Raw genomic sequence first — 15,709 nt, 5'->3', positions numbered from 1 at the left:
GTGGTCCCATGGCCGACCCGTTCCCGAAGGACCCCGAGGGCGCCACGGTCGCGCTCGTGCTCGCCGGCGGCACCGGCGGCCGCCTCATGCCGCTCACCGCGGCCCGCGCCAAGCCGATGGTCCCGCTCGCGGGCCAGTACCGGCTGATCGACGTCGCGCTGTCCAACCTCGCGCACTCGGGGCTGCAGGACGTGTGGATCGTGGAGCAGTACCGCCCGTTCACGCTGAACCAGCACCTGGCCGGCGGCCGCCCCTGGGACCTCGACGGCACGCGCCACGGCCTGCGGATCCTGCCTCCCGCGCAGGGCCGCGCCGAAGAGGGCTTCTCCCGCGGCAACGGCCACGCGATCGCCCAGCAGGTGCCCGTCCTGGAGCAGTTCGGCGCGAGCACCGTCGTCGTGATGTCCGCGGACCACCTCTACCAGCTGGACCTGCGCCCCGTGCTGGCCGAGCACGCGGCCTCGGGCGCGGAGCTCACCGTCGTGACCACACGGACGGACGAGGACCCCTCCCGCTTCGGCGTGGTCCAGGCCGACGACGACGGCGCCGTCACCGCCTACGACTACAAGCCCGAGGACCCCGAGGGCTCGCTCGTGGCCACGGAGGTGTTCGTGTTCGACGTCGCGGCGCTCTCCGAGGTGGTGGGCGAGCTCCTGGCCGCCGAGGACGAGGCCGGCACCAAGGAGGACGGCGAGACCGACGAGGACGGCGATCCGGTCGGCGGCTCGCTCGGCGACTACGGGGAGAGCATCATCCCCGCGTTCGTGGACCGCGGGCGGGTCCGCGAGCACCGCCTCGAGGGCTACTGGCGGGACATCGGCACGCTCGACGCGTTCTTCCGGGCCCACCGCGAGATCCTCGACGGCACCGGGCTGGACCTCACTGCCGAGGGCTGGCCGCTGCTCACCAACGCGCGCCAGTCGCCCCCGGCGTGGGTGGCCTCCGACGCGCGGGTCACCGGCTCGCTGCTCGGCCCGGGCTGCCGCATCGCGGGCGAGGTCGTGGACTCCGTGGTCGGCCCGGGCGTGGTGGTCGAGGCCGGCGCCACGGTGCGCAGATCCCTCCTCCTCGGCGACGCCACGGTCCCCTCCGGCGCGGTGCTGGACACGGTCATCGTCGACGTCGGCGGGCACGTCCCGGCGCGCGAGGTGCTCGGAAAGGCTGAGCCGGCCGACGAGGTCGTGGTGCTGGGCCCGCGCGACCGCTCCCCCGAGAGCGGCGACGAGACCACCGGCACCGGCTCCCCCGTGAAGGGCTGACTGCGCGGGCCCGTCCACCCGGCCTGGAATGATGGGGCCGTGGCCGTGACCTCCCCCCTCCCCCTGCGCGACGGCGTCAACGCGACCCGACTGCGCCTGCCCTCCTCCGGGCCCTGGGCGAGCGTGCAGGAGTACGTGCTGGACCGCTTCGGCCACGTGGACCCGGACGGCATCCGGCGGCGCTTCGCGGAGGGCGAGGTCGTGGCCGTGGACGGCGCGCCCATCCCCGCGGACACCCCGCTCGGCGCGCACGAGGACCTCTGGTACTACCGCGATCTGCCGGACGAGCAGCCCCTGCCGGTCGCCCACGAGATCCTCCACGCGGACGAGCACCTCGTGGTGATCCACAAGCCCCACTTCCTGCCCACCACGCCGGGCGGGCGCTTCATCCAGGAGACCGCGCTGGTCCGCCTGCGCAACGAGCTCGACCTCGACGACCTCGTGCCCCTGCACCGCCTCGACCGGGCGACGGCCGGCGTCGTCATGTTCTCCGCCAACCCCGCCACGCGCGGCGCCTACCACCTGCTCTTCGAGCGGCGCGCGGTGGCCAAGCGGTACGAGGCGGTCGCCGTGCTCCCGGAGTCGCCCGCGGACCCCGACGACGACGCGGCCCGCCCCGACGACGACCCCCGCCTCACGCGGTTCCCCTTGACCATCCGCAGCCGCATCCGCAAGGACAGGGGGGTCCTGCGGTCGGTGGTCGAGGAGATCCCGGCGGCGGCCTCGGGCCGGGCCGCCGGGGCGCCGGTGCGCACGAAGAAGTCGAACGCGGCCCACGCCGGGGCCAACGCGGAGACGCGCGTGGAGGTGCTGGGCGTCGGACGCTCGGCGGGCATGCTCGCGGGGCGGCGTGTGGTGCACCTCGGGCTCACCCCGCGCACGGGGCGGACGCACCAGCTGCGGATCCACCTCGCGTCGCTGGGCCTGGGCATCGCCTTCGACCCGTTCTACCCCGAGCTGCTGGACGCCGCGCCGGACGACCTCGCCCGCCCGCTCCAGCTGCTCTCTCGGTCCCTGAGCTTCACCGACCCGGTCACGGGCGTGCCGCGCACCTTCGCCTCCCCGGCACAGCTCCAGGAGCGTCCGCGATGACGGCCATGACCGCCCTGGCGGCGGCCTCCACGGAGACCGGACCCGCGGACCTCCTGGACCGCCTCGGCGCGTGGTTCCACCCGCTCACGGCGCTGCTCGTGGCCCTCGACGCGCCCGTCCCGCCGGTGCCGTCGGAGATCCTGGTGATCGGCTCGGGCTCGCTCGCGCTGGCGGGCCGGGTCAGCCTGTGGGCGTCCGTCCTCGCCGCGTGGCTCGGCTGCTGGGCGGGCGACATCGGCCTGTACGCGCTCTTCCGGCACGGGCTGGCCCGGCGCCTCGACCGCTGGGCGTGGGGCCGCTGGGTGCACCGCGGGATCCGCTCCCTGCTGGTCAAGGCCGGGCCGGCCACGGGCCTCGCGGGGCTGTTCGTGCTGCGGTTCGTCTCCGGCGGGCGCACCGCCTCCATGGCCGCGGCGGGGATCGCGGGCATCCGGTGGCCCGTGTTCCTGTGGCTCTCCGGCCTCGGCTCGCTGACCTGGAGCGTCTACATGGTGGGGCTCGGGTGGGTGTCCGGTCAGACCACCGGGCTCCCCTGGTGGGCGTCGGCACTGGTGGGGGTGGCGTTGGGTACCCTTGCAGGGATGATCATCGCGGGGATCGTGGCATGGCGCCGACGATCCGGGAAGGGGGCAGCATGACCGGCGCGTCTCCCGAGCCCGCGGAGTCCTCCGAGAGCCCTCGCTCGCGCCCGCGGCACGCGCTCGCCGCCCCCGGGGAGATCTCCCGCCGGCAGATCAAGCGCCACGCGCGTGCCCTGCGCGGCACGCCGACGCGCCCGGAGACGCCCGCCCAGCGCACCACTCGTGAAGGCCGCCGCGCGGACGTCAACGCCGCCATGGACAGCCTGCGCGCGGAGGGCTCGCCGGCGGGCCAGCGCTCCCACGGAGACCTGCGCGCCATCCTCGACCGGATCGGCGGCCAGGACCTCGCCCGCTTCACCACGCCCCTCGTGGGGACCCTCGGCCACCGCCCGGTGGAGCCCGAGGCGGCCCCGACGGTCGACCCCGGGCGCGCGGCCGAGGCCCTGGCGCTGGAGAAGGCCGAGGAGCAGGAGCGCCGTCGCCGCGCCGCCGAGCTCGCCCGCCGCCGCAAGGGGGAGCAGCGGGCCCGCCGGCAGCGGGAGGCCGAGCGCCAGCGCCGCGCGAGCGCCGAGCAGAAGGCCCGCCAGGCCGAGGAGGCCGCCCGCCACCGCCAGGAGCGGGAGGAGAGGCGCCGCCGCGAGGCGGAGGTGGCCGCCGAGCGCGCCCGCGTCCAGGCCGAGCGTCGCGCCCGGGAGGAGGCGGAGGCCGCCGAGCGTGAGCGCCGGCGCGCCGAGGCCGAGCACGCCCGGCTCCTGGCGGAGGAGGAGCGCCGGCGCCACGCGGCACGCGTGGAGGCCGAACGCCTGCGCCGCGAGGCCGAGGAGCGCGAGCGCGCCCGCCAGGAGGCCGCGGCCGCCGAGGAGGCCGAGCGCCGCCGCCGCCGCACGGAGGAGGAGCGTCTGCGCCGGGAGGCGGAGGAGGCGCGCCGGCGCTGGATCGAGCGCGCGCGCCGCTACGCCGGGCACTCCGCGGACCGCGCCCTGAGCCAGGCTCGCCTGCTCGCCGACCGCGAGCGCCACCTGGGCGACCAGCAGGCCCTCGAGGAGGCGAGCCGGCTGCGCGCCCACCAGGACCGGGAGTCGCAGGCCCTCTACCGGGCGGCGCGCGAGCTCGAGGGCCCGGAGATCATCCCCGTGGCGTCCCAGCGGCCCTTCCTCGCCCACCCGGACGAGGACGTGACGGACGAGGAGCTGTTCGCCCGCGCCCGCGTCGCGCTGCCCGAGTGGCGCCGCCGGGACCGCCTGAGCACGAAGGCCGAGGCCATCCGCTCGGCGGCCGCTCCTGCGCCGGCACCCGACGGCCCCACGACCGCGGCGATCCCCCTGATCCCGTCCTACACTGCGCCCCTGGGTGCGCCCGAGCCGCGCCGCGCGGCGACGGCCAAGGACCGCCGGCGGCAGGCCGGCCTGACGCTCGCGTGGCTGGTGTTCGTGCTCGCCGGCGCGTGGGGCCTGGGCCTGTTCGGCCGCCTCCCCGGGCTGGACGCCCTGGACTTCGGCTCCTACCGCGCCGCACACGACGGCCGCTACGGCTTCACCACCACCGTCTTCTCCCTGTATCCGCTGCACCCGCTCGTGTGGCCGGGGCTGTGGGCGGCGGTGGGCGTGCACGTGCTCCACCAGTGGGCCCCCGGGCAGGCGGCCTCCTCACGGCAGCGGGAGGTCGGCTGGCCCCTGGCCGGCGCGCTCCTGGCCGTCAGCACGTGGTTCCCGCTCGCCGTGCTCGTCCCGTGGGGGCTCGAGGTGCTGGTGTGGCTGGTGGCCCTGGCGCTGATGGTGCGCGTGATCCGGCGTCTCACGGACCGGCCCGCGCGCACGGGCGCGGAGCGGGTGGTCACCGACGGCGCCGCCGGTCTGCTCGCCGGTGTCCTGCTGGCCGGCCTGCCCACCACGCTGGGCTCGGCGCTGAACGCGTGGGGCGTGGCCCTGCCGTGGTTCCCCACTGAGCTCTTCGCCACCCTCCTGCTGCTGGCCGTGCTGGTCCTCGGCCTGCACCTGGCGCTGACGGATCGCGGCCGCATGGGGGTCGCGCTGGGCATGGGCTGGACCCTGCTGAACCTCGGCCTCCCGCGCCTGCTGCCGCCCCCGCTCGGTGCCGAGCAGAGCGCCTGGGTCGGCCTCACCGCGGTGTTCGGGGCCCTCGCCCTCGTGCTCGCCGTCGCCGTGCGCCGCTCGTGGGTGCGCCAGGTGGAGCGGGACGCGGGCCTCACCCCCTGAGCCCCGACCGGCGTCGCGCGGCCGGTCGACGGCGCAGCGCGGTGTCCCCCGTGTGCTCAGGGCGCGTCACCCTCACGGCGCGGCGTGCACCGGGACCCAGCGGCCGCCGTCGCGCCGCAGGACGTCCAGGCGCCCCGTGACGGCGACGCCGGACACCGCCTCCGCCATCCGCGCGCCGACGCCCGCGGCCTCGGCGTCCTCCCCCGCGCGGTGCGAGGCGGGGACGGTGAAGCGCAGCACGATGCGCGGCACCCGGGAGACGACCTCGACGTCCTTCGCGGCGAGCACGTGCGTGGCCTGCACGGCGGCCTCGGCGAGGTCCATGACCTCCTCGGGGCGATGGCCGGGGCGGAGGTCGCCGATCTGCAGACGGGCGCGGTAGGAGGGCATGCCGCCAGGGTAGCGAGGCGGCGCCGCACGGCCTCCGGGGTCCGGGGGCCCTCGTAAGGTGGGGCCATGACCGACGCGACCTCTCCCGCCCTGCCCGCGATCCTCGAGCCGCTGACGATCAACGGCGTCGAGGTGCGCAACCGCCTGATCCTGCCGCCCATGTGCATGTACGCGTGCGAGGCCCGCGACGGCGTCCCCCACGGCTGGCACTTCCAGCACCTGGGGGCACGGGCTGCGGGCGGCTTCGGGATCGTGGTGGCGGAGGCGACGGCGGTGACGCCCGAGGGGCGCATCTCCGCGTGGGACACCGGCCTGTGGAACGACGAGCAGCGGGACGCGTGGGCGCCGATCGCCGCGTACGTCGCCGCCGAGGGCGCGGTGCCCGCGGTCCAGCTGGGCCACGCCGGAGCGAAGGCCTCCACCGTGCCCATGCACCCGGGCGTGCCCGCGGGCGAGCCGATCCTGGAGGGCCCCGACGCGTGGGAGACCCTCTCCCCCTCTGGCGTGCCCGCCACCTCGATGCCGGCGAACGTGCGCGCCATGACCGAGCAGGACGTCGCGGGCACCGTGCGCGCCTTCGCGGACGCCGCCCGTCGCGCGGACGAGGCCGGGTTCGGCGCCGTGCAGCTGCACGCCGCCCACGGCTACCTCATCCACCAGTTCCTCTCCCCGCTGACCAACACCCGCACGGACGGGTACGGCGGAGACTTCGAGGGGCGCACGCGGTTCCTGCGCGAGATCGTGGCGGCCGTGCGCGAGGTGTGGCCCGCGGACAAGATCCTGGGCGTGCGGATCTCCGGCTCCGACTGGGTGGAGGAGGGCTGGGGCATCGAGGAGACGGTGCGCCTGGCCCGGATCCTCGAGGAGGAGGGCGTGCACTGGATGGACGTCTCCTCCGCGGGCCTGGGCGACCGGTACCACGGCCCCAAGGGCCCGGGCTACCAGGTGCCCCTGGCGCGGGCGGTGAAGGAGGGGACGCAGCGGATGGTGGTGTCCGCCGTCGGCTCCCTGACCACGCCGCAGGAGGTGGAGGAGGTGCTCGCCTCCGGCGCGGCGGACGCCGTGTGCGTGGGGCGGGCGGCCCTCGCGAACCCGAACTGGCCGGTCGAGGCGGCCCTCGAGCTGGGGGCGAGCGCGGAGCAGGCCCCCATGGCCCGGCAGTACTTCCGCGCGACGTGGGGCCCGGGTGCGCACTGAGCCGCGCCGTCGTCGCGCCCCTCGCCGAGGGCGGAACGCGCCGGCCCGACGTGCCCCGAGCCCGGAACTCCGGTAGAACAGAGCCATGAGCGTGCGCACCCCCGACCCGAATCCGGGATGGCTGTCCGAGGAGGACCTCTACGAGGCCCGCCGGCGGCTGCCCATGGTCTACGTGGAGGCGATCCCGGTGCGCCTCGACGCGCTCGGCTACGTCTCCGAGATCGGCCTGCTCTACGTGGCCGACGACGAGGGCCGCTTCCAGCGCACCATCGTCTCCGGCCGCGTGATGTACCGCGAGACGATCCGCGCCGCGCTCATGCGCCACCTCGAGAAGGACCTGGGCCCGCTCGTGTTCCCACAGCTGCCGCCGTCGATCGTGCCGTGCACCGTGGCCGAGTACTTCCCTGCGCCGTCCGAGACGGGGCTGACCGACGACCGGCAGCACGCCGTCTCGATGGTCTACGTGGTGCCGGTGACGGGCGAGTGCAGCCCGCGCCAGGACGCGCTGGAGCTGACGTGGCTCACGCCGGACGAGGCGCTGAGCGAGGACGTGCAGGCCGAGTTCATCGGCGGCCGCGGGAACCTGCTCCGCCAGGCGCTCGCCCACGTGGGCTGGGGGCGATGAGCGTGGCACCGGTCAGCGGCGGTTACCTCCGTCACCTCAAGGCCCAGGAGGTCCAGCCGGGCGACTCCTTCCTCACCCGCCGCGGCGAGCCCGCCCCGGCCGTGGCCTCCGTGCGGACGGTGCGGGACGACTTCGGCACGCCCGCACTCGTGATCGCCACCCTGGAGGGCGGCCGCGAGGTGAGGATCGCCCACGGCTCCGTGATCCGGGTGCGCACCGAGCGCCCCGAGGAGCGCAAGGCCGCGGCGGACACGGCCTTCTCCCCCGTGGACGCGGGCTCCCCCGAGTCCCGGATCGTGGCCGTCGGCCAGCGCCACCTGGACGACCCGGAGCTCGTGGCCACGGCCGCCCGCCTCTCCCACGGGCTGAACCTGCGCTCCGGATCCCAGCTCGAGGACCTCTTCGACATGGCCGCGCGCATGTACCTGCTGCACGAGGACGTGGAGGGCACGCTGGCCACGCTCGGCCTGCTGACGAACCTGCCGTGGGACGGGGCCGTGGGCCGCTGGAAGTCCATCCAGGCCGCCCTCGCCCTGGCCGCGCAGATCCTGCGGGAGGAGGACGAGCACATCACCGCCGCCAACCTCGGCAAGCGCCTCCTGGAGGCCGACGAGGTGCCCAGCGAGCCCGGCCGCGCCGCCCGCGTGCTCGAGGTGCGCCAGCGCCAGCTCAACGCCCCGCCGCTGTACGAGCGGGAGATCTCCAAGGCCCTGCAGGCCCGGGACGCCGCCGCCGAGTTCCAGTGGCGCAAGGCCCGGTTCGCCCAGCTGCTCTACCTGCGGGCGCGCGGCGGCTCCGAGACCCTCACGGACGCGGACCTGGACTCGCGGATCTCCCGGGAGCTCGGGACGCTCCGTGAGCTGGCCCGCACGGTGGAGTCCAAGGCGGCGGCGGGACGCTGAGCGGGGCGTGCCCGGCCACGGGACGCGGCCCGCGAGGCAGAGGGACACGCGCGGCGTCCCATGACGACGACCCGGCGCAGACCCGCCCGCGGCCGGTTAGTCTGCTCCGATGACCTCCACCCCGCAGCGCCCCTTCCTCCTGGTCCAGACGCGCCCCGAGGTGGACGCCGCGCTGGCCGAGGCCGAGGCCGTGCAGCGCCTCGGGGGCTTCGCGGACGGACAGCTGACCGCGATGCAGCTGGGCCGCGATCTCGGCGCCGCACCCGACGCCCGCCCCGACTGGGGTGACCTCCTGGCCCGGCACGCCGGCGTCATCCTGCCCGGCAGCCCCTACACCACCTCCGACCCCGAGGACACGAAGTCCGCGCTGCAGCGGCGGGTGGAGTCGGAGCTCGCCCGGATGCTCGAGGTGGTGCTCGCCGAGGACCGTCCGTTCTTGGGCTGCTGCTACGGCGTCGGCACGCTCGGGCGTCACGTGGGAGCGCTCGTGGACGGCACGTACGGCGAGTCCGCCGGGCCCGTCACGGTCACCCTCACGGACGAGGGCGCGGCAGACCCCCTCCTCGCGGGGATGCCGGCCGACTTCACCGCCTACGTGGGCCACAAGGAGGCCGTGACGCAGCTGCCGGAGGGCGCCGTCGTGCTGGCGTCCGGCGTCGCGTGCCCGGTGCAGATGTTCCGCCTCGGCGAGCACCAGTACGCCACGCAGTTCCACCCCGAGCTCGACCAGGCCGGGCTCCTGGAGCGCCTGCGGATCTACGCGCACCACGGGTACTTCGCCCCCGAGGAGGCCGATGCCACGTTCGCGCGCATCGCCGCGACGACCGCGCCCGAGCCGCCGCGGATCCTGGAGAACTTCCGGCGCGCCTACGAGGGCTGACGGGCCCGACGTCGGGACGGCCGGGTCACACCCAGCCGCGACGGGCGGCCTGCACCCCGAGCTGGAAGCGCCCCTCGGCGCCCATGCGCCGCGCGAGCTCAGAGACGCGCCGCTGCACGGTGCGGCGGGAGACCTCGAGCGATCGGGCCATGCCCTCGTCCGTCATCCCGGTGCTGAGCATCGCGAGCAGGCGGCGGTCGTGGGGGTCGAGCGCGCCGTGGTCCCCCGAGGAGACCGGGAGGGCCAGCTCCCACTGCTGCTCGAACAGGCGGACGAGGGCGTCCACGAGCAGGGCGCCGCGCACCACGAGACCCTCCCCGGAGCCGGGGCTGGGGCCGACGAGTCCCACGAGCGCGACGGCGTCGTCCGCGATCAGGAGCTTGAACGGCAGGTGCGGCATGACGCGCCCCGTCTCGCCCGGCGTGGACCCGATCAGCTCCCATCGCTCGGGTGGTTCGCCGCGGAGCGAGTCGCCCTCGTAGATCACGCGCCACTCCACGCCCCGCGCGGAGGAGCGGGACTGCGCGGACTCGGGCAGCGGGTCGGCGTGGAAGTAGGGCCCGCGGTCGAAGCCGCGCACGGTGTGCCGCGCCGTGCGCGCGATCCCGACGGCAGCCTCCACGATCTCCGCGGCCCCCACCACCACGTCCAGCGACTCGCGCCCCGCGCCGGCACGACGTCGGAACTCGGCGTGCAGGGACTCGGCCGCCTCGCGCAGGGCGTCGGCCCGGGCCTGCGCTCGGTTCGCCTCGGCCGTCAGCGGCCGGTGCGGCGACTGGACCGCAAGGGACCCGTCGTCGTGCCGCCGGACGATCCCGAGCGCCTCCAGGTGCGCGAGCGCGGCGGCGTCCACGTCATCGGCCCGGGTCTCGGGCCGCGCGAGGAGCGCGCGGAAGGCGGCGAGCTCCTCCGGGTCGAGGGCGGGGGGAGCGGCGTGGCGCAAGGGCGTCATGGCACGTTGACGCTACCTCACAGGGGTGCGTGATGCACCTCACGGTGGTGGGATGGCGGGAACGTCGCCCAGGCGCCGTCCCGTCACTCACGGAGGATCCTCATGACCCACTCGCCCACTCGTCGCCACCGCGCCCTCGGGGTGACCTCGGCCCTCGCCCTGGTCCTCTCCGGCGCCGCCACCGCCGGGGCCGCCCCCGAGCAGGGCTCGGCCGCCCCCGATCCCGCCGCGGTCACCGCCGTCACCGGGGCCGCGGCGGACACGTCCCGCACCGCGCCCGCCCCCGAGACCTTCGAGGACGGCGCCTACGTCGTCGTCCTGGCGGAGGCGCCCGTGGCCTCCTACGACGGCGGCACCGAGGGGTACGCCCCCACCCGCCCCGGCAAGGGCAAGGGCCGGGACAACGGCTTCAACCCCAAGAGCGCGAACGCCCGGGCCTACGCCAAGCACCTGACGAAGAAGCAGGACAAGGTCCTCGAGCGCACCGGCGCCGGCGCCCCGCACACCCGGTACACCACCGCCCTCAACGGATTCTCCGGCACGTTCACCGCGCAGGAGGCTGCGGCGCTCGCCGCCGACCCGGCCGTGCTCGCCGTCGTGCCGGACGAGATCCGCCAGATGGACACCGTCTCCTCCCCCGACTTCCTCGGCCTCACGGGCAAGAAGGGCGTGTGGGCGGGGCTCCTGGGCAACAAGGGCGATCAGGCGCAGGCCGGCCGCGGCGTTGTCGTCGGCGTGATCGACAGCGGCATCCGCCCGGAGGCCGCCTCCTTCCAGGACCGCGGCCACCCCGCCGCCCCCGCGGACTGGGCCGGCGGCTGCGAGACCGGTGACGCGGAGGCATTCCCCGCCGACTCGTGCAACGACAAGCTGATCGGCGCCAAGTACTTCGTGCAGGGCTTCGGCGCCGCCCGCCTGGCCGAGGTCGAGACGCTCTCCCCGCTGGACGCCGGCGGCCACGGCACCCACACCGCCTCCACGGCGGCCGGCAACAAGGACGTGACCGCCACGGTGGGCGGCCTCGAGCGCGGCACCGTCTCCGGCATGGCCCCGGGCGCCCACGTGGCCGCCTACAAGGCCTGCTGGGAGGGCGTCACCGGCGGCGGCTGCGCCACCTCGGACACCGTGGCCGCGATCGACGCGGCCGTGGCCGACGGCGTGGACGTCGTGAACTTCTCGATCTCCGGCACGAGCACCAACGTCGTGGACCCGGTGGAGGTGGCCTTCATGAACGCCGCCACCGCCGGCGTGTTCGTCGCGGCCTCGTCCGGCAACTCCGGCCCCACGGTCTCGACGACGGCGCACCCCTCGCCGTGGATCACCACCGTGGCGGCCTCGAGCCACGCGGTCTACGAGCACACGCTCGTGACCGGCGACGGCCAGCGCTTCATCGGCTCCTCCGTCACCGCCCCGCTGCCCGCCTCCACTGCCCTGGTCTACGCCGGCGACATCGCCGCCGCGGGCGCGGACCCCGCGAAGGCCGCCCTGTGCCTGCCGGGCACCCTCGACTCCGCGAAGGCGGCCGGGAAGATCGTGGTCTGCGACCGCGGCGAGAACGCCCGCGCCCAGAAGTCCACCGTGGTCAAGGACGCCGGCGGCGTCGGCATGGTGCTCGTGAACGTCACCGACGCCGGCCTCAACGCCGACCTGCACGCGATCCCCTCCGTGCACCTGGACCACACGGACCGCGATGCCCTGCTGGCCTACGTGCGGGCCGGGAACGCCACCGGCCAGATCCTGGCCACGAACGAGGGCACCACCACCCTGGTCCCCGAGGTCGCGGGCTTCTCCTCGCGCGGCCCGTCCCTGGCCGCCGAGTCGGACCTGCTGAAGCCGGACATCTCCGCCCCCGGCGTGGACGTGCTCGCCGCATACTCGCCGGAGGAGGCGGGCGAGGACTTCGCCTACGTCTCGGGCACCTCGATGTCCTCCCCGCACATCGCGGGCCTCGCCGCGCTCGTGAAGCAGGGACGCCCCGAGTTCAGCCCCATGGAGATCAAGTCCGCCATGATGACGACGGCGCGCGACCACGCGTCCGAGACGTCCCCGTTCGCGGGCGGCGCGGGCTTCGTGGACCCGACGACGATGATGGACCCGGGGCTCGTGTTCGACTCGGACCGAGAGGACTGGTTCGACTACCTCGCCGGCCAGGGCATCACGTTCGCGGCCACCGGCGAGCCGGTCTCCGAGAACCCGATCGACGCCTCGGACCTCAACGTCCCCTCGATCGCGATGGGCGAGCTCTACGGCTCGCAGACCGTGACCCGCACGCTCACCAACGTGGGTCGCTCCAACGGCGAGTGGACCGCGCACGTGGAGGGCCTCGAGGGCCTCGACGTCTCCGTCTCCCCACAGGTCATCAAGCCGCGCCGCGGGGCCGACGCGGACGTGGACATCTCCGTCACCGCCGCGGGCGCTCCCGCGGGCGAGTGGGCCACCGGCCACATCGTGTGGACCGGCCCGGCCGAGCAGCGGGTGCGGATCCCCGTGGTCGTGCGCCCCGGCGTCGCCGACGCCCCGGCCACCGTGACCGTGGAGCGGGACGCCGACTCGCTCGAGCTGCCGGTCCTCTCCGGCGTGGACGGGACCTTCACCACCCGCGTGAACGGGCTGACCCGCGGCGAGGAGCACACCGGCACCACGGTGCGCCGCCCGTTCTTCGACAAGGCCGACGCGGCCCTGACCGCTCACGACTTCGCGTACCCGCGCGGCTACCCCACCGTGCGGATCGAGGCCGAGACCACCGCGCCCGACGTGGACCTGGACGTCTACGTGACGAGCTCGTGGTCCGGCTACCCCGTGGCCCGCTCCACGACGCGCGGCACCGGCACGGAGGTCTACCAGGGCCGGATCTACAGCTCGGCCCCCGAGCACCAGGTCTACGTGGTCGCGAAGCCGGGCGCGGACGGCCTGCCCTCCGACGCGCCGATCGACTACACGCTGCGGGTGTTCTTCCCGCAGGAGGGCGGCGGCGACAACGGCGTGCTGACCTTCGACCCGGCCTCCGCCGCGGTGAAGCCCGGAGAGACGCACGTCTTCCACGGCACCCTGGAGACCGACGGGGTCAGCCCCTACATGGGCACCGTGGACATCCTGCACGACGGCAGGGTGGTGGACACCACCACCGTGCGCGTGCAGTGATGCGCGGATGAGGCGGGCCCGCCGGCGAGAGCCGAGCGGGACCCCCGGAGACGAGGCGGCCCCCTGACGGGGGCCGCCTCTTCCGTGCCGTCCCTTCCGTACCGTGGAGGCCATGACCGCGAACGACGTCCCCCCGTCCTCCCTGCCCTACGTCCCCGGCCCCGCCGTCCGCGCGGCGCTGACCCCCACGCAGGCCGTGAACGCCCTCGAGGCGGCGCTGCGCTCCGGCGTCGATCCGGAGCACGACGCCCCGCGCACCCGCCTGGACACCGCGCACGGCCAGCTGCTGCAGATGCCCTCGACGGCGGGCACGGACACCGGCACGAAGCTGCTGACCGTCTCCCCGGACAATCCCGCGCGGGACCGGCCGCTCATCCAGGGCGTCTACGTCCTCTTCGGCGGCGAGGAGCAGTCCCCGCGCGCGGTGATCGACGGGCCCGAGCTCACCAACCTGCGCACCGCGGCGGTCTCCGCGCTGGGTGTCCGGCTGATGGGGACGACGGCGCCACGTCACCTCGCAGTGTTCGGCACCGGGGTGCAGGCGTGGGAGCACGCCGTGGCGTTCGCGGACGTGTTCACGCTGGAGCGGATCACGGTGGCCGGGCGGAACCGTCTCAAGGCCGAGGCCATGGCCGCACGGATCGAACGGGAGCTGGGCGTCGACGCGGACACCGGCGGCGCGGAGGCCGCCGCCGAGGGCGACGCGGTGGTGTGCGCCACATCCGCGACCCAGCCCTTCTTCGACGGCGACCTCGTGCGGGACGACGCCGTCGTCGTCGCGATGGGCGCCCACACCCCGGACGCCCGAGAGCTGGACGACGTCCTCATGGGGCGCGGCTTCGTGGCCGTGGAGTCCCGGGACTCCGCCCTGCGGGAGGCCGGGGACGTGCTCCTGGCGATCGAGGCCGGCGCGCTCCGCGGGATCGGAGACGTGGCCACGCTCGCCGAGCTCGCGGCGGGGACGGCGCGTCGGCCGACGGGCAGGCCCGGCGTGTTCGTGACCACGGGCATGCCGTGGCAGGACCTCGCGGTGGCCGTCGCCGTGGCCGAGCGCGCGGGGGCCTGAGCAGCCGCCCGCGCCGCACGCCGCCACTACGCTGAGACGCATGTCCGTCACCCCCGCATCTGCCTCCCGAGGGCGCCGCGCGCCGTCGTCGCCCGCCGCCGCGAGCGCCCCCGCCCATCCCACGCACTTCGGGTTCGAGGTGACCTCGCGCCTGGAGTCCGGGGGCGTCGACGGCGCCCCGCTGGGCCGCACCGGCGTGATCAGCACCCCGCACGGGCAGATCCAGACCCCGGCGTTCATCCCGGTGGCCACGCAGGCCACGGTCAAGGCAGTGCTGCCGGAGTCCATGAAGGAGCTCGGCGCGCAGGCCCTGCTGGCCAATGCCTACCACCTGTACCTCCAGCCCGGTGACGACCTCCTCGACGAGGCCGGCGGGCTGGGCGCGTTCATGAACTGGCCCGGCCCCACGTTCACGGACTCCGGCGGCTTCCAGGTGATGAGCCTCGGCTCGGGGTTCAAGAAGGTCATCGACATGAAGGGCCCGGACGCCCCGGCCGGCCAGGGCGCGGACGACGCCGTCGCCCCCGGCAAGGAGCGCCTGGCCAACGTGGACGACGACGGCGTGTGGTTCACGTCCCACCTCACCGGCGACAAGCACCGGTTCACGCCCGAGGTGTCACTGCAGATCCAGCACAACCTCGGGGCGGACATCATGTTCGCCTTCGACGAGTTGACCACCCTGCACAACTCCCGCGGCTACCAGGAGGAGGCCCTCGAGCGGACCCGCCGGTGGGCCCAGCGCTGCCTTGACGAGCACGCCCGCCTCACCGGGGTCCGTGCCGACCGGCCGTACCAGGCGCTGTTCGGCGTGATCCAGGGCGCGCAATACGAGGACCTGCGCCGCAAGGCCTGCCGGGACCTCTCCACGATGCGCACGGAGTTCCCCGCGGCCGGGGAGCTGGACGCCGCGTCGAACGGCTTCGACGGCTACGGCGTGGGCGGGGCGCTCGAGAAGGAGAACCTCGGGACCATCGTCGGCTGGTGCGCGCAGGAGCTGCCCGAGGACAAGCCGCGACACCTGCTCGGGATCTCCGAGCCGGACGACCTCTTCACGGCCGTGGAGAACGGCGCGGACACGTTCGACTGCGTCTCCCCCACCCGCGTGGCCCGCACCGGCGCGTTCTACACGCGCGACGGCCGGTTCAACCTGCCGGGCGCGAAGTACAAGCGGGACTTCGGGCCGCTCGACGCCGAGTGCGACTGCTACGTGTGCGCGAACTACTCGCGGGCCTACATCCGCCACCTCATGAAGGCCAAGGAGATGGTGGCGCACACACTCGTCTCGATCCACAACGAGCGGTTCACGGTCTCCCTCGTGGACCGCATCCGCGCGGCCATGCAGGACGGGACGCTGCCCGATCTCAAGGCCGAGACCCTCGGCCGGTACTACGCCCCGAAGGGCTGACCG

At 75.2% G+C, this 15,709-nt stretch carries 13 protein-coding genes; 11 read left to right on the top strand and 2 right to left on the bottom strand.

Annotated features, from left to right (window positions below):
• Positions 1 to 8: 8 nt before the first annotated feature.
• Genes NJC10_RS07250 through NJC10_RS07235 form a run of 4 tightly spaced genes read left to right on the top strand, consistent with a single transcriptional unit; the run spans position 9 to position 5,148 of the window.
• Positions 9 to 1,259, top strand: coding sequence for a glucose-1-phosphate adenylyltransferase family protein (locus NJC10_RS07250; protein ID WP_319075567.1), 1,251 nt, complete (start codon positions 9 to 11; stop codon positions 1,257 to 1,259).
• A 39-nt stretch (positions 1,260 to 1,298) separates the two neighbouring features.
• Complete coding sequence (locus NJC10_RS07245; protein WP_319075566.1) at positions 1,299 to 2,351, top strand: pseudouridine synthase; 1,053 nt, start codon at positions 1,299 to 1,301, stop codon at positions 2,349 to 2,351.
• Positions 2,348 to 2,989 (top strand): DedA family protein, encoded by a 642-nt coding sequence (locus tag NJC10_RS07240; protein ID WP_298713600.1) that lies wholly within the window; start codon positions 2,348 to 2,350, stop codon positions 2,987 to 2,989. Before NJC10_RS07245 ends, NJC10_RS07240 begins: the two co-directional genes overlap by 4 nt.
• A complete protein-coding gene (locus NJC10_RS07235) occupies positions 2,986 to 5,148 on the top strand; it encodes a hypothetical protein (protein ID WP_319075564.1) in 2,163 nt (720 codons plus the stop codon). Before NJC10_RS07240 ends, NJC10_RS07235 begins: the two co-directional genes overlap by 4 nt.
• Positions 5,149 to 5,220: 72 nt before the next feature.
• Here the strand turns inward: NJC10_RS07235 and NJC10_RS07230 are convergent, their stop codons facing one another.
• Positions 5,221 to 5,538, bottom strand: coding sequence for a hypothetical protein (locus tag NJC10_RS07230; RefSeq protein WP_319075562.1), 318 nt, complete (start codon positions 5,536 to 5,538; stop codon positions 5,221 to 5,223).
• 66 nt (positions 5,539 to 5,604) lie between these two features.
• Between NJC10_RS07230 and NJC10_RS07225 the strand changes: the two genes are divergently transcribed.
• From NJC10_RS07225 to NJC10_RS07210, 4 genes are all read left to right on the top strand, one after another.
• Positions 5,605 to 6,735 carry an NADH:flavin oxidoreductase/NADH oxidase gene (locus NJC10_RS07225; protein WP_319075560.1) on the top strand — a complete coding sequence of 377 codons (1,131 nt, stop codon included), beginning with the start codon at positions 5,605 to 5,607 and terminating at the stop codon, positions 6,733 to 6,735.
• Between the two features lie 85 nt (positions 6,736 to 6,820).
• Positions 6,821 to 7,360 carry an NUDIX hydrolase family protein gene (locus NJC10_RS07220; RefSeq protein ID WP_248118053.1) on the top strand — a complete coding sequence of 180 codons (540 nt, stop codon included), beginning with the start codon at positions 6,821 to 6,823 and terminating at the stop codon, positions 7,358 to 7,360.
• Complete coding sequence (locus NJC10_RS07215; RefSeq protein ID WP_319075559.1) at positions 7,357 to 8,262, top strand: DUF6707 family protein; 906 nt, start codon at positions 7,357 to 7,359, stop codon at positions 8,260 to 8,262. Before NJC10_RS07220 ends, NJC10_RS07215 begins: the two co-directional genes overlap by 4 nt.
• Before the next feature lie 109 nt (positions 8,263 to 8,371).
• Complete coding sequence (locus NJC10_RS07210; RefSeq protein WP_319075558.1) at positions 8,372 to 9,142, top strand: glutamine amidotransferase; 771 nt, start codon at positions 8,372 to 8,374, stop codon at positions 9,140 to 9,142.
• Positions 9,143 to 9,167: 25 nt separating this feature from the next.
• Here NJC10_RS07210 and NJC10_RS07205 read toward each other — a convergent pair whose 3' ends face one another.
• Positions 9,168 to 10,094, bottom strand: a complete 927-nt coding sequence (locus NJC10_RS07205; protein WP_319075557.1) for a LuxR C-terminal-related transcriptional regulator — start codon at positions 10,092 to 10,094, stop codon at positions 9,168 to 9,170.
• A gap of 102 nt (positions 10,095 to 10,196) precedes the next feature.
• Between NJC10_RS07205 and NJC10_RS07200 the strand changes: the two genes are divergently transcribed.
• The 3 genes from NJC10_RS07200 (at position 10,197) to tgt (ending at position 15,706) form a co-directional block, all read left to right on the top strand.
• The gene (locus NJC10_RS07200; RefSeq protein WP_319075556.1) at positions 10,197 to 13,235 is read left to right on the top strand and encodes a S8 family serine peptidase; all 3,039 of its coding nucleotides are present in this window, start codon (positions 10,197 to 10,199) and stop codon (positions 13,233 to 13,235) included.
• A gap of 112 nt (positions 13,236 to 13,347) precedes the next feature.
• Positions 13,348 to 14,301 (top strand): ornithine cyclodeaminase family protein, encoded by a 954-nt coding sequence (locus NJC10_RS07195; RefSeq protein WP_319075555.1) that lies wholly within the window; start codon positions 13,348 to 13,350, stop codon positions 14,299 to 14,301.
• Positions 14,302 to 14,341: 40 nt separating this feature from the next.
• The gene (gene tgt / locus NJC10_RS07190; protein WP_319075554.1) at positions 14,342 to 15,706 is read left to right on the top strand and encodes a tRNA guanosine(34) transglycosylase Tgt; all 1,365 of its coding nucleotides are present in this window, start codon (positions 14,342 to 14,344) and stop codon (positions 15,704 to 15,706) included.
• Positions 15,707 to 15,709 lie beyond the last annotated feature (3 nt).

It is taken from the genome of Micrococcus sp. M4NT (assembly GCF_033790745.1).
Classification (GTDB): domain Bacteria; phylum Actinomycetota; class Actinomycetes; order Actinomycetales; family Micrococcaceae; genus Micrococcus.
Note: the sequence above shows the minus strand (reverse complement) of the source record. Positions and strands in the feature narration are given on the sequence as shown.